Below are 20,885 nucleotides of genomic sequence, written 5' to 3' on the forward strand. Positions count from 1 at the left end.
GTTGTTGAATGTCAAACCGCTATCGCGAGCAGGCTCACTCCTACAGGGGATTTGTGGTGATTCAGGATTATTTGAAACAGGCTGAACTGAGTTTTTCCAGCACGCGATCAGCCTTCGCTTCGGCGTTGATCATGGTCGCCTGCCAAGTGGCGACACAAGGCTGCAGATCCGCCTCAAGCTCAGCCTTCGCCAACCACTGCCAGCAATCGTGCCAGTCACCCAACGCGCCCTGGGCCGATTTCAATCGCGCCAGCGCCGTTTCGGGCAAGCGGTCCAGTTCGGGATAAGCTTCGATGCCGTACCGCACGCGTTTGATCAGCAAGCGCAAGCGATGACGGTCGTGAGCGGGATCGTGCAGTGCTTCGTCGAGTTTCTGCCATTGCTTGCCCAGGCGTTTTTCGATGCGCTTGTCCAAGCTCTTGAGCAAGCCCTGACGCTGGGAAGCGCGCAGGAATCGCGGGAAAGCGTCGAGGATCATCAACAGCGAAGCGACCTCGGCACTCGCCGCCAGCGCCGGATAGGCCTCAGCCATTTGCGCCATGCGTCGTTGCGCCGCTTCGGGTTGATCATGCTTGAGCAGATAAGCCGCCAACACCTCGCGATCACGCCATGGAGTGGTCAATTGGCCGACTGCCGAAGCGGCGTCTTCCAGTTGCTCGACGCCTGGCAAGCCGCGCAATGGCCGCAACAGGCTGCGCAAGCGCCGCACCGTAGTGCGCAGATCATGCAACGCTTCGGGGTCGGTGCGTGCCGTCAATCGCGCCTGACAGGCCAACAGACGCACCTCCAGACTCAGGACATGAGCCACCAACCGGTCAACCAACGCAGACATCACTTGCTCCTGATTCAAATGGCTCTGACGATCATTCTGCTGCCCAGCGAACGCAGCCTCCTTGCTTCACGTCAGCAGCTTAGCGGCCGGCGCGGGATTCGCGAATGTAGAAACGCGCCTTCTCGGCCTTCTTGCTGCAACCTTCGAAACCCTCGAATTGCTGCTGGGTCTTCGCGGCGGTCAGCAGCGACAACGCCTTCGAGTAGCTGACGGTGCCGGCAAAGCCTTCGGCCTTGGCCAGATCCAGCTCATGCCAGGCCGCGTCGAGCTGACTGCCGCAGCTGTCGCGGTAAGCGGTTTTACCGGCGCAACCGGCCAATACCAGAGCCATCAACGGCACACAGATCCAGGCTTTCATCACTCACACCTCAAAATAGGTCAACAGTCGTGCAGGTAAGACGGCTTGGCTGCGAAAAAGTGCCTCGCCGGCGGGTGAAACCGCGCAACTGAGAAGGATAGCGCCGAAGGGTCATGCAGTATCGAAAAAACGACGTCACCGGCGCACCCAACGACCTCGGCGATTGAGCCAGCCCGACGATGGGTGCATTGTGCAACCTTGTCGGGAGGAGTTTTGATGAAAAAGCGTGTCGCACTGGTGCTGGGCTCCGGTGGCGCCCGGGGTTATGCCCATATCGGAGTCATTGAAGAGATCGAACGACGCGGTTACGACATCGCCTGCATTGCCGGGTGTTCGATGGGCGCGGTAGTCGGCGGGATCTACGCCGCCGGTAAACTCGACGTTTACAAGAACTGGATCGAAAGTCTCGACTATCTGGATGTGCTGCGGCTGGTCGACGTGAGTTTCCGCCTCGGCGCAATTCGCGGCGAAAAGGTCTTCGGGCAGATCCGCAAGATCGTCGGCGAGATCAACATCGAAGACTTGCGCATCCCCTACACCGCCGTCGCCGCCGACCTCACCAACCAGCAGGAGATCTGGTTTCAGGAGGGTTGCCTGCATCAAGCCATGCGCGCCTCGGCGGCAATTCCCAGCCTGTTCACCCCGGTGATGCAGGGCAATCGCATGCTGGTCGATGGCGGCATTCTCAACCCGTTGCCGATCGTGCCGGTGGTGTCGAGCCACTGCGATCTGATCATCGCGGTCAATCTCAACTCGACCAACCAGCGTCACTACAAACTGCCGGTGATCCAGCGCCCGGCCGCGTTTCGTTCGCGCTTCGACAGCCTGATCAGCTCGTTGGGGTCAAAGATGCCGTTCCGCCGTACACAGGCCGAGCAATTATTACGGCTCGAGCAGGAAGCGCTGCGCGCCGAAGCAGCAGACATCAACCCTTGGCTGGAAGGCGCCGAGCCGGAGAGCCAGCAACCGGCCGCCGCGCCCGAGCGTGAAGGCGCACCGAAATCGGCGACCGGTTCGTTCATCATCGATAACGTCGGCCCGGCCTCGCTGCTGGATTTGATCAACCAGAGTTTCGAGGTGATGCAGACCTCGCTGGCGCAGTACAAGATTGCCGGGTATCCGCCGGATATTCTGATCAACGTGCCGAAGCGGGTGTGCCGGTTTTTCGAATTTTACAAAGCGCCGGAGTTGATCGCGTTGGGGCGGGAGATTGCGCGGGATACGCTGGATCGGTATGAGAGCGAGCAGGGATGATCTGACCTGATTTCTCGGGTGTGTTTGATGGCCTCTTCGCGAGCAGGCTCGCTCCCACATTTGGAATGCATTCCCTTGTGGGAGCGAGCTTGCTCGCGAAAGCGCCAGATCGGTCACTACAGAACTACAGAGTGTTGTCACTCAACAGCCGATACCCAACCCCTGCCTCAGTCACGATAAACCGCGGCCGCGTCGGATCATCCGCCAGTTTCTGGCGCAAATGTCCCACCACAATCCGCAGATAATGGCTGTCCTCGGTGTGCGTCGGTCCCCAGATGTCCTTGAGCAATTGCTGCTGGGTAATCACTCGCCCCGGATGCCGCGCCAGTTGCGCCAGCACCGCGTACTCCTTGCGGGTCAACGCCACTTCGACACCGTCGAGCAACACCCGCCGATAGGCCAGATCCACCGTCAACGGGCCGAAACTCAATGCCGCCTGCTGCGCCTCCCCCGCCGGCGCCTGACGTAACAACGCGCGGACCCGAGCAAGGAATTCCTGAATGCCGAACGGCTTGGTCACGTAGTCATTGGCGCCGCCATCCAGCGCCTGGACTTTCTGCCCTTCACTGGCACGCACCGACAACACCAGCACCGGTGCCGTGGCCCACTCGCGAAACTCGCGCAGCACCTGCTGGCCGTCCATGTCCGGCAGGCCGAGGTCGAGCACCAGCAAGTCCGGTTTGTTCAGCGCGGCCTGCGCCAACCCCTCGGCACCGGTGCCGGCCTCAAGCACTTTGTAGCCTTGGGAAGCGAGGCTGATGCGCAGGAATTTGCGGATCTGCGGTTCGTCGTCGATGACCAAAATGGTCGCGGTCTGGCTCATGAATTCACATCAACACAAATGATTGGCAAGAGAGTAGCGCAGTCGGCTTCAGCCTTCATCGTCCATCCCCGGTTGGGTTTGCAACGGCAGGTGCAAGGTGATGCAGGTGCCGCGCCCGTCGATGCCGTCGGCGACACTGATACGCCCACCGTGCGCGCCGACCATGCCCTGACAGATCGCCAGCCCGAGGCCGGTACCCTGCCCCCCGCGATCACCCCGGGCAGCGGTGTAGAACATGTCGAAAATCTTCGCCCGCTCGTCCTCGGGAATCCCCGGCCCCTCGTCACTGACCGAGAAGAAAATCTCCTCGTCATTAGCTCCCGCACTGAGTTGCAAACGTCCGTGAGCGGGTGAAAAGCGCGCGGCGTTTTCCAGCACATTGACCAGCGCCTGTTCAATCAACGCGGCATGCACGAACAACAGCGGCAACTCGCTCGGCACATCGGTGCTGACCTGCAACGGCGCCAGCACCGCACGCAGACGATTGAGCGAACTGCCGACGATATCTGCCGGCGATACCCAGTCCCGCGCCAGCTTCAGCGCGCCGTGGCCGAGCCGGGTCATGTCGAGCAGATTCTGGATATAGCGGTCGAGGCGTTCGGCTTCGTCGCGGGTGCCTTCGAGCAGTTCACGACGATCCTCCAACGGGATCGCCTCGCCGAGGGCCAGCAGGCTGTCGATGCTGCCGCGCATGGCGGTCAGCGGCGTGCGCAAATCGTGAGACACCGATGCCAGCAAGGCGCTGCGCAATTGTTCGGTCTCACCGTGCAGGCGCGCGGCTTCCAGATCATCCGCCAGTTGCGCGCGCGCCAGCGCTTGGGCGAGCGGCTGACTCAATGCGGTGAGCAAGCGGCGACGCTGGCCACTCAAGGTCTGGCCTTCTTTGGCGCAGACACCGAGCAGCGCCAGCGGTCCGTCCTCGACCGATAACGGCCACCACCACCAGCGCCCGAATGGCAGCGTGCCGGTACCCATGCCCGCCGGTTGATCGTGCTGCCAGGCCCAGTCGGCGGCGGCACGCTCGGACTCGGTAAACTCCAACGGCCCGCCGGTCTCGACTTTCCAGCCGCCCTGGCCGTCGCGATTGAGCAGGCACAGTTGCAGATCGCTCCAGCCATTGAGGTGTTGCGCGGCGGCGCTGACCACGGCTTGGCGATCGGTCGCGGCGGTGAGTTTGCGCGACAGGTCGAGCAGTTCGGTGGTTTCTTCCTGGGTGTCGCGCAACGCCTGCAATTGCCGACGCTGACGCGCCGCCAGGTTGCCGGTGAGCGCCGCCATCAGCAGGAAAAACAGCAAGGTCAGCACGTCTTCTTCGCGCTGAATGCTGAAGGAGAAATTCGGCGGAATGAACAGAAAATCGTAGGTAAGAAACGACAGCGCCGCACAAGCCAGCGCCGGGCCGAGGCTGCTGCGCACCGCGACCAGCAACACGGCCGCGAGGAACACCAGCGAGATATTCGGCAGTGGCAACACACTCGACACCGCCCACGCCAGAGCACTGGCCAACACGGTGGCGACCAGCGCCAGCGCATAGTCGAACCACACCAGTGTCAGCGGGTTTCGCGGGCGTGACTGCGGGTGTTCATGATCATTGTCGAGGACGTTGATTTCCAGCCCATGGGCTTGACGCAACAGACGCGCCGCCAAGCCACCCCCGAACAGTCGACGACGCCAACTCGGCCGAGACTGGCCGACCAGCACCAGACTCGCACGGCGCTCGGCAGCATGCTGGACCAAGGTTTTCGCGACTTCACCGGCGCGCAATAAAACCACTTCACCACCGAGGCGCTCCGCCAGTTGCTGAGCGCTTTGCAGGCGCAGACGCGATTGCTCGTCGCGCACCGCACCGTTATCGACATGCACCAGGCTCCACGGCAGATGCCGGCGCTGGGCGACGCGACTGGCATGGCGCACGAGGCGTTCGGCTTGCGCATCACCATCAACGCCGACCAGCAAGCGCCCACGTACCGCTGGGGCGGCCTGACCGAGCTGGCGATAGCCTTGGGCGAGATCGTTATCGACCTGCGCGGCGGCGGTTTGCATCGCCAGCTCACGCAGCGCGGTGAGGTTGGTTTGGGTGAAAAACGCATCGATCGCCGCGCGCGCCTGCTCCGGCACGTAGACCTTGCCTTCACGCAAGCGCTCGAGCAATTCGCGCGGCGGCAGGTCGATCAGCAGCAGTTCGTAAGCTTCTTGCAGCACCCAGTCCGGCAGGGTTTCGCGCACTTGCACACCGGTGATGCCGCGCACCTGATCGTTGAGACTTTCCAGATGCTGGACGTTGACCGTGGTGAACACGTCGATGCCGGCGGCGAGCAGTTCCTGAATGTCTTGCCAGCGTTTCGCGTGGCGACTGCCGGGGGCGTTGCTGTGAGCGAGTTCATCCACCAGCACAAGTTTCGGCTTGGCGGCGAGCAGGCCGTCGAGGTCCATTTCTTCGAGCATCACGCCACGGTATTCCGAGCGTACCAACGGTTGCTGCGGCAGTCCGCCGAGCAGTGCTTCGGTTTCAGCGCGGCCGTGCGTTTCTACGACGCCCGCAATAACTTTCACGCCTTGGCGCAGCTGTGTGTGCGCAGCCTGAAGCATGGCGTAAGTCTTGCCGACACCGGGGGCGGCGCCGAGAAAAACCTTGAGCCGGCCACGGCCGTCACGGGGCAGGTCTGCTAACAGCGCGTCGGCGCGGCCGGAGTCGCTCATGCTTGATGTTCTCTCTTGCTGATGTTGATTCGGTGTCCGTTATGGCCCCTTCGCGAGCAAGCTCGCTCCCACATTTGGAACGCGTCCTCCTGTGGGAGCGAGCTTGCTCGCGAATGGCAGCACCACAGAACTACAGTTTTTCCAGGGCCATGTTCAACTCAAGCACATTCACCACCGGCGGCCCCACCAGCGACTGTTCGATATGCGCATCGAGCAGTTGCTGCAGAGTCGATACCGGCACATTTCGCGCTGCCGAGACACGCGCCAGTTGATAGGCAATTGCTGCCGGTGGCAAGTGCGGATCGAGGCCGCTACCGGAGGTGGTCAGCAAGGCCAACGGCACCGGACCCTGGCCGGGAACCTGCAATTTGTTGGCGTCGTCGATCACCCGTGTGGCGAGTGCCGGATTGCTCGGCGCCAAGTTGCTCGCGCTGCTGGAAACCGTAGCAAACGCACCGGCGGATGGCCGTGGATGGAACCAGGCATCGCCGACAAAATCCTGAGCAATCAGCGACGAGCCGCGGACTTTGCCGTCGGCGTCGTGCACCAGGCTGCCATTGGCCTGCTCGGGAAAAGCGATTTGCGCGACGCCGGTTACTACCAGTGGATAGGCGACGCCGGTGACCAGGGTCATCAGCACCAGCAGGCTCAGGGCCGGACGTATCATTGTGGACATTTCAAGATCCTCGAATTCGTTGGGCAAACTTTGGTGGGGTATCAGGGGGATCTTTTCCCCCTCACCCCAGCCCTCTCCCCCGAGGGGGAAAGGGAGCCGATCTTTGTGCAGTTCAAACCTGAGTTCGACTCGGGATTTCAGGTCGGTACAGCTTCCGTAAACACCTAGGTCAGTTCCCTCTCCTCCAAAAGTCGCCATGGGGATAGGGAGCCGATTTCTGTGCTTTTCAAAACCTGAGTTCGGCTCGATATTTCAGGTCGGTGCAACTCTCGTAAACACCTCGGTCAGTCCCCTCTCCCTCCGGGAGAGGGTTAGGGTGAGGGGCTCTTTTCCGCCTCACACCAGATGCAGCGCCGTGAGCAACATGTCGATCGCCTTGATCCCCACGAACGGCACCAGAATCCCGCCCAATCCATAAATCAACAGATTGCGTCGCAACAACGCCGCCGCACTCGCCGCTTGCACCCGCACACCGCGCAGCGCCAGCGGAATCAGCACGACGATGATCAAGGCGTTGAAGACAATCGCCGAGAGAATCGCGCTCTGCGGACTGGTCAGCTGCATGATGTTCAGCACGCCCAGTTGCGGATAGATCGAGGCGAACAGTGCCGGCAGAATCGCGAAGTATTTGGCCACGTCGTTGGCGATGGAAAATGTCGTCAACGCACCGCGAGTCACCAGCAATTCCTTGCCGATCTGCACCACGTCGAGCAGCTTGGTCGGATCGCTGTCGAGGTCGACCATGTTCGCCGCTTCGCGTGCCGCTTGCGTGCCGTCGTTCATCGCCATGCCGACGTCAGCCTGGGCCAGTGCCGGGGCATCGTTGGCGCCGTCGCCGCACATCGCGACCAGACGACCGTCGTTTTGCTCATGACGAATGCGCGCGAGCTTTTTCTCCGGGGTGGCCTCGGCAAGAACGTCATCGACGCCCGCTTCAGCGGCGATGGCAGCGGCGGTCAGCGGGTTGTCGCCGGTGACCATCACGGTGCGAATGCCCAGTTTGCGCAGTTCTGCGAAACGTTCGCGGATCCCCGGTTTGACCACGTCCTTGAGGTGAATCGCGCCGAGCAATTTACCGTCGGCGCAGACCAGCAATGGTGTACCGCCGCTCTGCGCAATCTTGTCGATTTCCCGCGACAGCGCCGGGGCCAGGTCCGAGCGTTTCTGGCCGAGGAAACTCAGCAGCGAATCCACCGCACCTTTGCGGTAGACACGGCCCTGATAGTCGACGCCGGACAAACGGGTTTCCGCGCTGAACGGCACCGCGGTCAAGGTTTCCGGCGCCGGTTCAGGCTGCGGATGCAGACCGCGCAGGTATTCGACGATGGATTTGCCTTCAGCGGTTTCATCGGCAAGCGAAGCAAACAACGCACCTTCAGCCAGCTCGCGACCACTCACACCCGGCGCGGCATACACCGCGCTGCAACGACGATTACCGAAGGTGATGGTGCCGGTCTTGTCCAGCAACAGCACATGCACGTCGCCCGCCGCTTCCACTGCGCGACCGGACTTGGCGATCACATTGAGGCGCACCAGACGATCCATCCCGGCGATACCGATCGCCGACAGCAAACCGCCGATGGTGGTCGGAATCAGCGTAACCAGCAGCGCTACCAGAAACACCAGCGGCAGGCTGCCATTGGCAAAATGAGCGAATGGCTGCAGCGTTACGACCACCAGCAGGAAGATCAGGGTCAGGCCGATCAGCAGGATATCCAGCGCCACTTCGTTGGGCGTCTTCTGGCGCTTGGCGCCTTCGACCAGCGCGATCATGCGGTCGAGCGTCGACTCGCCGGGGTTGGCGGTGATCTGCACCAGCAGCCAGTCGGACACCAGTCGTGTATTGCCGGTAACGGCCGAACGGTCGCCACCGGACTCACGAATCACCGGCGCCGATTCACCAGTGATCGCCGCTTCGTTGACCGCCGCGATGCCTTCGATGACTTCGCCGTCACCGGGGATCATCTCCCCGGCTTCGACGCGCACCACATCGCCCTTGCGCAGACTCGCCGCCGGCACTACCTGAAAGCTGCCGTTGGCCAGTTTGCGTCGCGCGCTGAGGCCTTCGCTGCCAGCCTTGAGGCTGTCGGCGCGCGCCTTGCCGCGACCTTCGGCCAAGGCTTCGGCGAAGTTGGCGAACAGCACGGTGAACCACAGCCACAGGGCGATTTGCGCGGCGACGAAGGTCGGCACGTCGGCGTCGGGAATAAAGCACAGCACGGTGGTGAAAATCGCCGTCAGCTCAACCACCAGCATCACCGGCGAACGCTTCAGTTGCCGTGGGTCGAGCTTGACGAAAGCTTGCAGCAGCGCCGGCCGCCATAGGGCCGAGATCGCGGTTTTCGGTGCTTCTGCCGACTTGGTCGGCTCTGCAGGTTTTGCAGGAACGTGCATATTCATGATGGATTCCTTAGAAGCCCATACTTAAATGTTCGGCAATCGGGCCGAGCGCCAGAGTCGGCAGAAAGGTCAGGCCGCCCACCAGCAAAATGGTCACGGTCAACAGCGTCACGAACAACGGGCCATGGGTCGGGAAGCTGTTCTGGCCAATCGGTGCGGTTTTCTTCATCGCCAGGCTGCCGGCCAGAGCCAGAACCGGAAGGATGTAACCGAAGCGACCGATCAACATGCCCAGACCGAGCATCAGGTTATGGAAAGGCGTGTTGGCGCTCAGACCACCGAACGCCGAACCGTTGTTGGCGCTGGCCGAGGTGTAGGCGTAGAGCAACTGGCTGAAACCGTGCGGGCCGGGGTTGCTGATGGTTGCCGCAGCACTGGGAACCGCGGCGGCAATCGCACCGAGCACCAGCACGCCAACCGGCATGACCAGCAAGGTCACCACCAGCAATTGCACCTCACGCGCCTGGAGTTTCTTGCCGAGGTATTCCGGGGTTCGCCCGATCATCAGGCCGGCGAGGAACACCGCGATCAGCACGTTGAGCAACATGCCGTAGAGCCCGGCACCGACGCCGCCGAAGATCACTTCGCCAACCATCATGTTGACCAGCGCGACCATGCCGCTGAGCGGGTTGAGGCTGTCGTGCATGCCGTTGACCGAGCCGTTCGAGGCCGCCGTCGTCGTCACCGACCACAGCACGGTGGCGGTGGTACCGAAGCGTGCTTCCTTGCCTTCCAGCGGCGCAGTCTGTTCGACGGCAGCGTTGTTCAGGGTCGGGTTCGGCTGATATTCGGCCCACAGCGAGGTCGCGCCGCCGATCAGGAACAGCGCGAGCATGCAGGCGATGATCGCGCGGCTCTGGCGTAGGTCTTTGACGTAGTGACCGAAAGTGAACACCAGCGCCACCGGGATCAGAATGATCGAAGCGACTTCGAACAGGTTGCTCCACGCGGTCGGGTTCTCGAACGGGTGCGCCGAGTTGACGCCGAAGAAGCCACCACCGTTGGTGCCCAGTTGCTTGATCGCAATCTGGCTGGCGGCCGGGCCGAGCGGGATCACTTGATCGACGCCCTGCATGGTCACTGCATTCACATATTGCGCGAAGGTTTGCGGCACGCCCTGCCAGACCAGGTACAGCGCCAACAACAGGCACAGTGGCAGCAAGCCGTAGAGGGTGGCGCGGGTCATGTCGACCCAGAAGTTGCCAAGGGTTTTCGTCGATTTGCGGCCGATGCCACGGCACAGCGCAACCAGCACGGCGAGGCCGGTGGCGGCGCTGACGAAGTTCTGCACGGTGAGGCCGACCATCTGGCTTAGGTAGCTGAGGGTGGCTTCACCGCTGTAGGACTGCCAGTTGGTGTTGGTCATGAAACTGACCGCGGTGTTGAACGCCTGCGTCCATTCCTGGCCCGGCAGATTTTGCGGGTTCAGTGGCAAGTGATCCTGGAACAACAGGATCGCGAACAACAGCAGGAAACCGGCGAGGTTGAACGCCAGCAGTGCCAGCGTGTATTTCTGCCAGCTCTGTTCAGCCTGCGGATCGACGCCGGCGATGCGATAGCAACCGCGCTCGACCGGGCCGAGAACCGGCGTCAGCCAGGTGCGCTGACCTTCCATTACCTTGTAGTAAAAGCGCCCAAGGAACGGCGCCGGCAGCAAGACCAACGCAAAAAACGCGAGGATCAGCCAATAGTCATAACTGTGCATAGCCGCTCCTAGTTCCGATCCGCGCGCAACAGCGCAACCAACAGATAAATGAACAGCCCCACTGCCAATAGCAGTGACACCCCGTCCAGAACGCTCATGGAAGATCTCCGTGTTACGGCGTATTGCCGTGTGTGCAGGCATTGTCGGAAAGGAGGCTGTAAAGGAACGAGAGCGAGGGTGTTGGCTGTGCATAAAGAAAGCGTAAAGAGTGGGTTTATGCGGGCGTTACAGGAGAAGTTGGGGCGTCTGGGCCAGCCTCTTCGCGAGCAAGCTCGCTCCCACAGGTGGCTTGCGCTGTCTGCGCGAGCGCATTTCAAAATGTGGGAGCGAGCTTGCTCGCGAAGACGGCATGACTAGCAACATCGCACTCAACTGGCGCACAAAAAGCAGCTATCCCATCGCGAACATCCCCGATACGACAGCTTTCAACTCATTACGACTTGTTTCAGCGCACTGGCACGTCCACTGCAAACGCCCTACCCCGAGCTTTCCAAACCGTTCAGGGGGCAAACGCATGAACACACAACTCAAACCCACACTAGGCACCTTGCACCTGTGGGGCATCGCCGTCGGGCTGGTGATTTCCGGGGAGTATTTCGGCTGGAGTTACGGCTGGGGCGTCGCCGGGACGCTGGGTTTCCTGGTGACCTCGTTCATGGTCGCGACCATGTACACCTGCTTTATCTTCAGCTTCACCGAACTGACCACCGCGATTCCCCATGCGGGTGGGCCGTTTGCCTACAGCCGTCGCGCCTTCGGTGAAAAAGGTGGATTGGTCGCAGGTCTGGCGACGCTGATCGAATTCGTCTTCGCGCCACCGGCCATTGCTCTGGCGATTGGCGCATACCTCAATGTGCAGTTTCCGGCGCTTGACCCGAAACATGCAGCGGTCGGCGCCTACATCGTGTTCATGGGCCTGAACATTCTTGGGGTGAAACTGGCGGCTACTTTCGAGCTGATTGTTTGCGTGCTGGCCGTCGCCGAGTTGCTGGTGTTCATGGGCGTGGTCGCGCCGGCGTTCAGTTTCAGCAACTTCGCCCTCAATGGCTGGGCGGGGTCGGATGTGTTTGGCGCACCGGCGATTGCCGGGATGTTTGCGGCCATTCCGTTTGCGATCTGGTTCTTCCTTGCCATCGAAGGCGCAGCGATGGCTGCCGAAGAAGCCAAGGATCCCAAGCGCACGATTCCCAAGGCCTACATCAGCGGCATCCTGACCCTGGTGTTGCTGGCGATGGGCGTGATGTTCTTTGCCGGCGGCGTTGGCGACTGGCGCACCTTGGCCAACATCAACGACCCGCTACCGCAAGCGATGAAAACCGTGGTCGGCGACAACTCCGGCTGGCTGCACATGCTGGTGTGGATCGGCCTGTTCGGTCTGGTGGCCAGTTTCCACGGGATCATCCTCGGCTACTCGCGGCAGTTCTTCGCACTGGCCCGCGCCGGTTACCTGCCGGCCTCGCTGGCGAAACTCTCGCGCTTCCAGACGCCGCACCGCGCAATCATCGTCGGCGGCATCATCGGCATCGCGGCGATTTACAGCGACGGTCTGATCAACCTCGGCGGCATGACCCTCACCGCCGCGATGATCACCATGGCCGTGTTCGGTGCGATCGTGATGTACATCATGAGCATGCTCAGCCTGTTCAAACTGCGTAAATCGGAACCCAATCTCGAGCGTACTTTCCGCGCGCCGTGCTATCCGTTGATTCCGCTGATTGCCTTGGTACTGGCGGTGGTGTGTCTGGTGGCGATGGCCTGGTTCAACGCGTTGATCGGCTTGATCTTCCTTGGCTTCATGGCGGTCGGCTTCGGTTACTTCCTGCTCACCGGACAACTGCGTGCAGATGCACCAGCCGATGCGATGCTGACAGGTAATTGAGGGATTTCGGGTGTACCGGGTGCAAGCGGCCTAGAATGGAACCACTGCGAAGTCACTTCGCTCAAACGTGGTATGCAGCGTCGCACGGCGAAATCCTCGCCCGTCGACCTGCCATTAAGGAGAGCCGTTATGCCTTGGTATGCCTGGTTGATTCTGGTCGTTGCAATCGGCTCGATCGTCGGCGGATTGATGATGTTGCGCGACACCGCCAACAAGGTCGATCTGACCGATGAAGAACGCCGACGCGTTGCCCAACGCAATGCCGAAGCTGATGCCAAAGATGCACAAGACCGTTGAACACAACCCCGCCTGATCGGCGGGGTTTGTGCTTTTTATAGCCATTGGACCTATCTGCACGCTTTTAAGAAGTAGAAGTACAGTCACCATCTAATTTTCCTTGGTTAAGATGGGGACATTGTTGCGGAGAGTTCCAGATGCGTTATTCGCAGGACCATAAAGCCCAGACCCATCAGCGCATCATCAAGGAGGCTTCGGCACGCTTTCGCAAGGACGGAATCGGCGCTACCGGTCTGCAACCCCTGATGAAAGCGCTGGGTTTGACCCATGGCGGTTTCTACTCACATTTCAAATCCAAGGACGAGTTGGTCGAGAAGGCTTTGCAAGAGGCCGGCAACCAGGTCGACGGGTTATGTGCCGAGATTTTTTCGCAGGATAATCCGCTTGATGCCTTTATCGAGACGTACCTGTCCGAATGGCACCAGACATCGCCACATGAGGGTTGTCCGTTGCTGACCATTTCTTCCGAGCTGGGCCTGCGCGGCCAACCGAGTCCCACCAGCGACGTGGTCCTCAATGCTCGGCTGGAGCAGATCGAGAACAGCCTCGAAGGTGAGAACAGCGCAGACCGCGCCATCGTCATCATGTCGACACTGGTCGGCGCGCTGCTGCTGTCACGCAGCGTCGCGGATGCCGAGTTTGCGCAGCGCATTCTCGATGTCACCCGCGATCACCTGAAGAACCGCGACTAAGCCTGCCAGCGCTTGAACAGTACGCTGGCATTGACTCCACCAAACCCGAAACCATTGGACAGTGCATATTCGATCGACATCGGCCGCGCCTGGCCATGGACGATGTCCACCCCTGCGCTTGCCGGATCCGGATTGTCGAAATTCAAAGTCGGCGGTACCACCTGATCACGAATTGCCAAGAGCGTGAAGATCGCTTCAAGCCCGCCAGCGGCGCCGAGCAAATGACCGGTGGCTGACTTGGTCGAGGTCACGGCGATTTTATTCTGCGTGCCGAACAACGCTTTGATCGCCGCCAACTCGCCGAGGTCGCCCACCGGGGTCGAGGTCGCGTGAGCATTGAGGTGCTGCACCTGATCCGGCGTGATTGCCGCCTGCGCCAATGCCAGCGTCATCGCCCGCCGCGCGCCACTGCCATCTTCAGGCCCGGCCGTCAGGTGATAGGCGTCGGCGCTGGTGCCATAACCGACCAGTTCCGCCAGCGGCGTCGCGCCTCGGGCCAAGGCATGCTCCAGGGATTCGATCACCAGCAGCCCCGCGCCCTCGCCCATCACGAAACCGTCGCGCCCGCTGTCGAACGGCCGAGATGCGCGCTCCGGGGTGTCGTTGTAACCGCTCGAGAGTGCCCGTGCTGCCGCGAAACCGGCCAGACTGACGCGGTCTATGCAAGCTTCCGCGCCGCCACACACGGCAATATCCGCTTCGCCGGCGCGGATCAATCGCGCCGCATCGCCGATCGCTTGAACACCCGCAGCGCACGCCGTCACCGGCGCGCCCAAAGGACCTTTGAGGCCATGCTGAATGGACACGTGCCCTGCCGCGAGATTGACCAGAAACGACGGGATGGTGAATGGCGACAAACGCCGAGGACCGCGGCTGTCGGTCATGCGAACAGCGTCGGCAATCGCGCCAAAACCGCCGACACCGGAGCCGATGATCGTCGCTGTACGTTCTTGGTGTTTGCTCTCTGACGGATGCCAGCCAGCCTGTTCCAGCGCCTGCCGGGCAGCCTCCATGGCGAACAGAATAAAGCGGTCCATCTTCTTCTGTTCCTTGGGTGGCGTGGCGCGATCCGGATCAAATCCTGCTTCAGCGTCCTCTTCCAGCGTCGGCACCGCGCCGCCGACTCGTGTCGGCAAATCAGCGACCGTTGCCTCAGGCAAGTTACGCAAACCAGAACGCCCGGCCAGCAAACGCTGCCATACGACTTCAAGATCGCTGCCCAAGGGTGAAACCAGGCCCATGCCCGTGACGACTATTCGACGCGAATCCATACCGTGGTGACCTCTGATCATTTCAATTGCCGGACTTGTAACGTTGGGCTGCCGCACTGCGGGAAAGGTTCGGCGCCATGACATGGCGAGCCGCAACAAAGGCGTGCCATTCGCCTGCGTCAGGCAGCGAAGGAATGGTGATCAACTCGCCCTGATCCAGCCCTGCCAGCGCCGCATCGACCATCTCGCCTGCATCCATGACCATTTCTGCCGGAATGCCGCTGGCATCGATACCGGAGCGTTCCCAGATTTCGGTGCGGGTTACACCCGGCAGCACGGCCTGGATCTGCACGCCGGTGCCTTCGAGTTCAGTGTTCAGCGACTGAGTCAGGCTCAGTACGTAAGCTTTGCTGGCGCTGTAGGTCGCATTGAAGCGCTCTGGAAACAACGCCACCACCGAGGCGATATTGATGATCGTGCCACGCCCGGCCTTGGCGAAACCGGCGGCGGCTGCCGACGCCAGGCGCGTGACGGCGGTGATGTTCAACTGAATCAGTTGCTCCAACTGGTCCATATCGGCGTTGGCCAGCAGTCCGTCCGCCGCCACACCGGCGTTATTGACCAGCAAGCTGAGGCTGGAATCGCTGCGCAAGCGTTGTTCGAGTTTGAGCACATCGTCCTTCTGGGTCAGATCTGCCTTGAGCACTTCAACCTGAACGCCATGGGCATCACGCAACTGGCTCGCAGCACTTTCCAGACGCTCCTTGTCACGGGCAACCAGCAACAGATCAAAACCACGTGCCGCCAAACGGTCAGCGTAAATTGCGCCGATACCGGACGATGCGCCAGTGACTAAAGCTGTACCTTGGGAATGGGCAGAATTCATGACGATGCTCCTGATGCGCTTAAAGGGAGATTGATCTTTGAATCGGAGACTCAAGCGAGACGCAAATTATTATAGGCATAATCCCGCAGCAATATGATAGTCGTAATTTTTACTCTTCCGAATGGCTCCCATTGGGCAGCCGAAGCCACGAGCACCGCAGAATATAAAAGGCCAGTCAGTGACCGGCCTCATGGTGTTGAACAGGTAGCTTAGTCGATAGCGCAGCGATCGCTGAGCAGCGAGACGGTTCTGCGCAGGTTCTAACGCCAATGAAAAAGCCGATCAAATGATCGGCTTTCTGAATCGAGAAGGGCCTTAATTGACTTCGAGTTTATCGCGATTCCGATCCAGGATCGCTTTACCGATACCCTTCACTTCCAGCAATTCGTCGACCGAAGCAAAAGGCCCGTTGGTCTCACGGTAAACCACAATGGCCTTGGCTTTCGCCTCCCCCACACCCGCCAGTTCACGTTGCAAGGTCGCCACATCCGCGTCGTTCAAATTGACTTTACCATCCTGCGTCTTGGTCGCAACGTCCTGCGTCAGCGAGACATTGGCAGCCTCTGGGCTGGGCGCCGGCGCTGCGATAGCCGCAATCGAGGCGCTGGTGAGCAGGGCAAAAACCAGAGAGTAGAAGTAACCAGTACGCATAAGTGACGCTCCATGACATCGATTGATTAGAAGCAGCTTTTCCTAAGCTGCCTCCCAACGTTAGGCGATGTGTGCGAGCTGTCAAAAATGTGTCAGTTACAGAATGTGAGGAGGTTACGGATCGAGCCGGCGCTGCTGATAAATCCAGTCCACGATATCGCCGGAGGGTACGTAACCACTCACGGTTTCTCGCAGCAACTGACGCACGCGAGCGTAATCATCACACTCGACTGCCGCCAACAACTCGCTCAGACGCCCCTTCAGCACGTCCCACGCAATGTGATCCTCACTGGCCGTCATGATCATCGGATGCGAAGTCGCTGAAACATCGTCACCAATCAGCAACTCTTCGTACAGCTTTTCTCCAGGTCGCAACCCCGTGAACTCTATGGAAATATCACCTTGGGGATTGCGCTCCGAGCGAATGCTCAACCCAGACAGATGGATCATCTTTTCCGCCAGCTCGACGATCTTCACCGGCTCCCCCATGTCGAGGACGAAGACATCACCGCCCTGCCCCATGGACCCCGCCTGAATGACCAACTGCGCCGCTTCGGGAATGGTCATGAAGTAACGGGTGATTTTCGGATGGGTGACTGTAAGGGGGCCACCGGACTTGATCTGGCTATGGAACACCGGGATGACCGAACCCGACGACCCGAGGACATTGCCGAAACGCACCATAGTGAATCGGGTCTTGTTCACCCTCGACACATTGGCCTTGTCGCCGAACAGTACCGGAGCCACCTCACGGCTGAGGGCTTGCAGCGTCAGCTCGGCCAAGCGCTTGGTACTGCCCATTACATTGGTCGGACGTACGGCCTTGTCGGTAGAGATCAAAACGAAATTCGACACCCCTGACTGCAACGCCGCTTGAGCTGTATTAAGCGTGCCGATCACATTATTGAGCACGCCTTCAGCGATATTGTGCTCAACCATCGGTACATGCTTATAGGCTGCCGCATGATAGACCGTGTCTACTTTCCAGGATTTCATGACGTCGAGGAGTTTGTCCGGATGACGAATCGATCCAAGGATCGGCAGCAACCTGACGGATATCGACTTACGACTGCCACGCTGCTCCAGCTCCGACAAAATGCTGTACAGGTTGAACTCGCTATGGTCGAACAAAATCAGGGTAATCGGGCCCAAGGCAAATATTTGCCGACACAGCTCCGAACCGATAGAGCCGCCCGCGCCAGTGACCATGACCGTCTTGCCTTTGATGCAACGCTCAAGCAAATCAGGTTGCGCAGGCACCGAATCTCGCCCTAGCAAATCCGCGATATCCACTTCCTGAATATCTTCGACCTTGACCCGACCGCTGGCCAGATCGGTAAAGTTCGGGACGCTGCGGATATGAAGTGGAAAGCCCTCAAGCAGATTCAGGATTTCCCGGCGCCTGGCACGGGTAGACGATGGCAACGCAAGCAGAATTTCCTTCGCTCCGGTCACGTCGATCATCTGCTGAATATGCTTGGGCTTGTAAACCTGCAGACCCGAGATGGAGCGATCAGAAATGCCCGGATCATCGTCGATGAACGCGACCGGGCGCATGACGCGCCCCATGCGCAGGGCCGCCACCAGTTGATTCCCGGCAACGCCCGCACCATAGATGGCGACCTTGGTCAGCCCATCATCTCGGTTGGTGAAGGGGACGTGCTGTACCGCAGTAAACCAGTCACCCATAAAATACTGGCGCATCAACAGACGCAGTCCGCCGATGATCACCATGCTCAACCACCAATAGTTGAAGATAATCGAGCGCGGCACAACCGTTTCATGGTTGCTGTACCAGTAAACAATCAACGCGAGGATCAACGATGAAAGACTGACAGCCTTGATAATTGCGACCAATGCGTCATTGCCAAAATAGCGCATGACAGCCCGGTACATGCCGAACCGGATAAACAGGGGAATCGCCACGAGAGGCGCGGAAGCGAACAACCACATATGGACCCGCAACGGGTTGTACATGTCATCGATGCCGAGGCGGACAATAAAGGCCAACCACAGCGCCAGCCAGACCAGTACGATATCGGTGGCGACCTGAATCAACCTTTTGCGACGCCGGGGCAATCCCAGCAGATACGCTCGAACCTTATCCATCATCCCGTCCACTACCTCAGCACGTTCCTTTCAACTGAATTACTGCGCCGAATCCTGTGATGCAGACGACGTTGACAGCACACTAAACATTAACATTGTTTTTCAAATATTGGAGGTTCGACCTTCCAATTGTCCCGCCTTGTACTTGACTGCCAGGCATACCAGCGGCACATAGGCCAGGATCAGAGCCAGGGTGCCATCCCAATTGTAGAGGACCACTCCCAACGCAATGGGCAGTAGCCAAAGCAGGTTGATCAGGCCAACGACAAGCGTGACAGGACGATGGCTGCCGTGCGAACGGGATGCAAACTGATACGCATGGCTGCGATGCGCTTCGTAGACCTTGTCGCCGCGAAACAGGCGCCTGAACAGCGTAAACGTGGCATCAACAATGAACACGCCCAGCAGAACCAGCCACCCCCACAACAAACCGGGTGAGACCCAGGCCGCTTGCAGGGACAGAAGCCCCAGCACGACGCCGAGAAAACCACTGCCTGCATCGCCCATGAAAATTTTTGCCGGCGGAAAATTCCAGCACAAGAATCCCACGACACATGCAGCCAGAAGCACAACGGGCCATGCAAGCTGCAGATTGCCACTGACCCCGTATAGAAGTGCCCCGCCGACGCACACGGTGATCGCTTCAAGGCTGGCAATACCGTCGATACCGTCCATGAAATTGTAGAGATTAAGCATCCACACCAGGTAAACCACAGCCAGAAGGTGCCCGATCCAACCTGCGTCGATGGCAAACCCAAGCACAGTAAACGGCGCCAGCCCGCCCAGCCAATAAGCCCCCCACGCTGCAGCGAAGAAATGCGCAAGCAACCGCCACCGCGCGGCAATATGCCCATGATCATCGAGAAAGCCGATCACAGCCGTGATGCCGCCCGCGCCGAGGAAAGCGATCAACACAGCAGAAGAAATCAGCCCCCAACCGAACAGCGCCACCAGAGCAGCGCTATAACTCAGGACGATTGCCACGCCTCCGCCACGCGGAGTCGGCACGGAGTGAGAACTGCGACCGTTTGGAACATCCAGCAGACTGCGCGCCAGCGCATAGCGTCGCAGACCGGCTGTAAGGGCAAATGAAACAGCCGCCAGCAGCGGAACAATCCAGTAAAGGTTCATGACTTGTGAGATTCCAGATAAGCCCGCACGGTAGCGCTCAGTCCTTGATCAAGACTCACTGGGGGGACCCACCCCAAGAGCCGTCCATTTTTGCTTATATCAACTTGAAGGGAGCCGAAAAGTCGCTGAGCAAGTGCTTCCTTACCCACAAGTCTCGCGCCCAGACGCATAAGCGGCACAGGAAAAGGCATCAACCTTGCGGGTTTGTTAAGCGCATGACCGATTCTGCGCAGTAACTCCGTTGTGGATACATCCTCCCCATCACTGGCAAAGAACGTCTGATTGGCTGCTGCCGGATGGGAGAAACACGTCACGATCAGATCAATCAGGTTATCAATTCCCACCAGACTGCGCTTATTGTCGATCGCACCAAATGGCAATGGCACTCCTCGTTCCAGCCAGCGCATCATGCTGAGAAAGTTTGCTTTCACACCCGGACCGTACACCAGCACGGGCCTGACAATGACGACCTCCATCGGTGACGACGAAGAGAGTTGGCGCAGTGCTTCTTCAGCCTCGCATTTGGAAATGCCATAGGGATCAGTGGGGGCAAAAGGATCGTCTGCCGTAAATGCTCGACCCGCAACAGTGGACTCGCCATTCACCTTGACCGAGCTGATGTAGATAAACCGTCGCACACCCGCTTTGACGGCCTGCCGTGCCAGATTCAGCGTGCCATCGACATTGATCAGGCGAAACTCGGCCAAGGGGTTCCCGGCCTGCTCGTCCATCACATGGACACGTGCAGCGGCATGCACGACAACGTCGACACCGGCCAAGGCATCCTGCCAATCCGCTGTTGCTGTCAGGTCCGGGACATTGAACTTGAGCACCGACGCTGGCAACGCCACGCTGTCGCGCCTTATGGCCGTGCGCAAGGAGTATTCACCGCGTTCGGCCAATTTCCTTAACAAGGCGCCGCCCAGAAAGCCCGATCCACCTGTTACTAAGAGGGTGCTAGCGCTCATCTATCTCATTCTTCAAAAGCAAAATCATTGTGAACAAGGCATTCGCCTTGTCCCTTAGCGCCTGAAACGCATTTATTGAAATGGCGATGCATCGTACTGGCCAACAAGCCACGTCACAAAATGCGTAATCGCACGGATTTGTTACACGGTTATCCAGAAAATCAAGCACGCATCACGGCGGGGCACCCTGTAAACCCGGGCTGCCGCTCTCAACAGTGAAAACTGATGCATGAACATGTTACCTGATTGAGCTCCGTCCGCCGGTCCATCTCCCTGCGCGCGGGCTGCTAAGCACTACTAGGGCAAAGGTATT

General features: G+C 59.7%; 18 protein-coding genes. 4 read left to right on the forward strand and 14 right to left on the reverse strand.

Translation table 11 applies throughout. The features are described from left to right. Positions 1 to 67: 67 nt before the first annotated feature. Together ACW9IR_RS01060 and ACW9IR_RS01065 are read right to left on the reverse strand one after the other, a co-directional pair. The gene (locus ACW9IR_RS01060) at positions 68 to 832 is read right to left on the reverse strand and encodes a CHAD domain-containing protein (protein WP_095120490.1); all 765 of its coding nucleotides are present in this window, start codon (positions 830 to 832) and stop codon (positions 68 to 70) included. A gap of 79 nt (positions 833 to 911) precedes the next feature. Then, positions 912 to 1,190, reverse strand: a complete 279-nt coding sequence (locus ACW9IR_RS01065) for a hypothetical protein (RefSeq protein WP_016770894.1) — start codon at positions 1,188 to 1,190, stop codon at positions 912 to 914. A 216-nt stretch (positions 1,191 to 1,406) separates the two neighbouring features. On the opposite strand from ACW9IR_RS01065, the gene ACW9IR_RS01070 reads away from it, so the two are divergent. Beyond that, positions 1,407 to 2,444, forward strand: a complete 1,038-nt coding sequence (locus ACW9IR_RS01070; protein ID WP_077573989.1) for a patatin-like phospholipase family protein — start codon at positions 1,407 to 1,409, stop codon at positions 2,442 to 2,444. Between the two features lie 124 nt (positions 2,445 to 2,568). Here ACW9IR_RS01070 and ACW9IR_RS01075 read toward each other — a convergent pair whose 3' ends face one another. The 6 genes from ACW9IR_RS01075 to kdpF form a co-directional block, all read right to left on the reverse strand. Then, positions 2,569 to 3,267, reverse strand: coding sequence for a response regulator (locus ACW9IR_RS01075; RefSeq protein WP_102899954.1), 699 nt, complete (start codon positions 3,265 to 3,267; stop codon positions 2,569 to 2,571). Positions 3,268 to 3,315: 48 nt separating this feature from the next. Continuing rightward, on the reverse strand, positions 3,316 to 5,967 hold the full coding sequence (locus ACW9IR_RS01080) for a sensor histidine kinase (RefSeq protein WP_102899955.1): 2,652 nt from the start codon (positions 5,965 to 5,967) through the stop codon (positions 3,316 to 3,318). A 130-nt stretch (positions 5,968 to 6,097) separates the two neighbouring features. Further along, positions 6,098 to 6,643, reverse strand: coding sequence for a potassium-transporting ATPase subunit KdpC (gene kdpC, locus ACW9IR_RS01085; protein ID WP_457461257.1), 546 nt, complete (start codon positions 6,641 to 6,643; stop codon positions 6,098 to 6,100). A gap of 336 nt (positions 6,644 to 6,979) precedes the next feature. Further along, positions 6,980 to 9,043 (reverse strand): potassium-transporting ATPase subunit KdpB, encoded by a 2,064-nt coding sequence (kdpB, locus tag ACW9IR_RS01090; protein WP_102899957.1) that lies wholly within the window; start codon positions 9,041 to 9,043, stop codon positions 6,980 to 6,982. Positions 9,044 to 9,053: 10 nt separating this feature from the next. Then, complete coding sequence (kdpA, locus tag ACW9IR_RS01095) at positions 9,054 to 10,748, reverse strand: potassium-transporting ATPase subunit KdpA (protein WP_122597149.1); 1,695 nt, start codon at positions 10,746 to 10,748, stop codon at positions 9,054 to 9,056. 8 nt (positions 10,749 to 10,756) lie between these two features. After that, positions 10,757 to 10,846 carry a K(+)-transporting ATPase subunit F gene (kdpF, locus tag ACW9IR_RS01100; RefSeq protein WP_007899818.1) on the reverse strand — a complete coding sequence of 30 codons (90 nt, stop codon included), beginning with the start codon at positions 10,844 to 10,846 and terminating at the stop codon, positions 10,757 to 10,759. 416 nt (positions 10,847 to 11,262) lie between these two features. Here kdpF and eat point away from each other — a divergent pair, with 416 nt between their 5' ends. From eat to ACW9IR_RS01115, 3 genes are all read left to right on the forward strand, one after another. After that, positions 11,263 to 12,627 (forward strand): ethanolamine permease, encoded by a 1,365-nt coding sequence (gene eat / locus ACW9IR_RS01105; RefSeq protein WP_102899959.1) that lies wholly within the window; start codon positions 11,263 to 11,265, stop codon positions 12,625 to 12,627. A gap of 129 nt (positions 12,628 to 12,756) precedes the next feature. Beyond that, the gene (locus ACW9IR_RS01110) at positions 12,757 to 12,924 is read left to right on the forward strand and encodes a DUF2897 family protein (RefSeq protein ID WP_007908505.1); all 168 of its coding nucleotides are present in this window, start codon (positions 12,757 to 12,759) and stop codon (positions 12,922 to 12,924) included. Between the two features lie 137 nt (positions 12,925 to 13,061). Continuing rightward, positions 13,062 to 13,616, forward strand: a complete 555-nt coding sequence (locus ACW9IR_RS01115) for a TetR/AcrR family transcriptional regulator (RefSeq protein ID WP_038364332.1) — start codon at positions 13,062 to 13,064, stop codon at positions 13,614 to 13,616. Here the strand turns inward: ACW9IR_RS01115 and fabF are convergent. From fabF to ACW9IR_RS01145, 6 genes are all read right to left on the reverse strand, one after another. After that, positions 13,613 to 14,887 carry a beta-ketoacyl-ACP synthase II gene (gene fabF, locus ACW9IR_RS01120; RefSeq protein WP_457461260.1) on the reverse strand — a complete coding sequence of 425 codons (1,275 nt, stop codon included), beginning with the start codon at positions 14,885 to 14,887 and terminating at the stop codon, positions 13,613 to 13,615. The two genes, ACW9IR_RS01115 and fabF, sit on opposite strands and share 4 nt — an antisense overlap. 22 nt (positions 14,888 to 14,909) lie before the next feature. Next, positions 14,910 to 15,713, reverse strand: coding sequence for an SDR family NAD(P)-dependent oxidoreductase (locus ACW9IR_RS01125; RefSeq protein ID WP_150706477.1), 804 nt, complete (start codon positions 15,711 to 15,713; stop codon positions 14,910 to 14,912). A gap of 315 nt (positions 15,714 to 16,028) precedes the next feature. Continuing rightward, entirely contained in the window at positions 16,029 to 16,364 is a 336-nt protein-coding gene (locus tag ACW9IR_RS01130) for a ComEA family DNA-binding protein (protein ID WP_110720396.1), read from the reverse strand. A gap of 114 nt (positions 16,365 to 16,478) precedes the next feature. Further along, entirely contained in the window at positions 16,479 to 18,473 is a 1,995-nt protein-coding gene (locus tag ACW9IR_RS01135) for a polysaccharide biosynthesis protein (protein WP_102900048.1), read from the reverse strand. A gap of 102 nt (positions 18,474 to 18,575) precedes the next feature. After that, positions 18,576 to 19,604 (reverse strand): MraY family glycosyltransferase, encoded by a 1,029-nt coding sequence (locus ACW9IR_RS01140; RefSeq protein ID WP_457461263.1) that lies wholly within the window; start codon positions 19,602 to 19,604, stop codon positions 18,576 to 18,578. Next, a complete protein-coding gene (locus tag ACW9IR_RS01145) occupies positions 19,601 to 20,572 on the reverse strand; it encodes a UDP-glucose 4-epimerase family protein (RefSeq protein WP_457461265.1) in 972 nt (323 codons plus the stop codon). The genes ACW9IR_RS01140 and ACW9IR_RS01145 overlap by 4 nt, the downstream gene beginning before the upstream one ends. Between the last annotated feature and the right edge of the window lie 313 nt (positions 20,573 to 20,885).

The organism is Pseudomonas sp. SDT291_1_S447 (genome assembly GCF_054070155.1).

What these genes read in the sequence shown, in the direction of transcription:
- ACW9IR_RS01060 (WP_095120490.1), bottom strand. Translation starts at nt 832, where the DNA reads ATGTCTGCGTTGGTTGACCGGTTGGTGGCTCATGTCCTGAGTCTGGAG.
- ACW9IR_RS01065 (WP_016770894.1), bottom strand. Translation starts at nt 1,190, where the DNA reads ATGAAAGCCTGGATCTGTGTGCCGTTGATGGCTCTGGTATTGGCCGGT.
- ACW9IR_RS01070 (WP_077573989.1), top strand. Translation starts at nt 1,407, where the DNA reads ATGAAAAAGCGTGTCGCACTGGTGCTGGGCTCCGGTGGCGCCCGGGGT.
- ACW9IR_RS01075 (WP_102899954.1), bottom strand. Translation starts at nt 3,267, where the DNA reads ATGAGCCAGACCGCGACCATTTTGGTCATCGACGACGAACCGCAGATC.
- ACW9IR_RS01080 (WP_102899955.1), bottom strand. Translation starts at nt 5,967, where the DNA reads ATGAGCGACTCCGGCCGCGCCGACGCGCTGTTAGCAGACCTGCCCCGT.
- kdpC (WP_457461257.1), bottom strand. Translation starts at nt 6,643, where the DNA reads ATGTCCACAATGATACGTCCGGCCCTGAGCCTGCTGGTGCTGATGACC.
- kdpB (WP_102899957.1), bottom strand. Translation starts at nt 9,043, where the DNA reads ATGAATATGCACGTTCCTGCAAAACCTGCAGAGCCGACCAAGTCGGCA.
- kdpA (WP_122597149.1), bottom strand. Translation starts at nt 10,748, where the DNA reads ATGCACAGTTATGACTATTGGCTGATCCTCGCGTTTTTTGCGTTGGTC.
- kdpF (WP_007899818.1), bottom strand. Translation starts at nt 10,846, where the DNA reads ATGAGCGTTCTGGACGGGGTGTCACTGCTATTGGCAGTGGGGCTGTTC.
- eat (WP_102899959.1), top strand. Translation starts at nt 11,263, where the DNA reads ATGAACACACAACTCAAACCCACACTAGGCACCTTGCACCTGTGGGGC.
- ACW9IR_RS01110 (WP_007908505.1), top strand. Translation starts at nt 12,757, where the DNA reads ATGCCTTGGTATGCCTGGTTGATTCTGGTCGTTGCAATCGGCTCGATC.
- ACW9IR_RS01115 (WP_038364332.1), top strand. Translation starts at nt 13,062, where the DNA reads ATGCGTTATTCGCAGGACCATAAAGCCCAGACCCATCAGCGCATCATC.
- fabF (WP_457461260.1), bottom strand. Translation starts at nt 14,887, where the DNA reads ATGGATTCGCGTCGAATAGTCGTCACGGGCATGGGCCTGGTTTCACCC.
- ACW9IR_RS01125 (WP_150706477.1), bottom strand. Translation starts at nt 15,713, where the DNA reads ATGAATTCTGCCCATTCCCAAGGTACAGCTTTAGTCACTGGCGCATCG.
- ACW9IR_RS01130 (WP_110720396.1), bottom strand. Translation starts at nt 16,364, where the DNA reads ATGCGTACTGGTTACTTCTACTCTCTGGTTTTTGCCCTGCTCACCAGC.
- ACW9IR_RS01135 (WP_102900048.1), bottom strand. Translation starts at nt 18,473, where the DNA reads ATGGATAAGGTTCGAGCGTATCTGCTGGGATTGCCCCGGCGTCGCAAA.
- ACW9IR_RS01140 (WP_457461263.1), bottom strand. Translation starts at nt 19,604, where the DNA reads ATGAACCTTTACTGGATTGTTCCGCTGCTGGCGGCTGTTTCATTTGCC.
- ACW9IR_RS01145 (WP_457461265.1), bottom strand. Translation starts at nt 20,572, where the DNA reads ATGAGCGCTAGCACCCTCTTAGTAACAGGTGGATCGGGCTTTCTGGGC.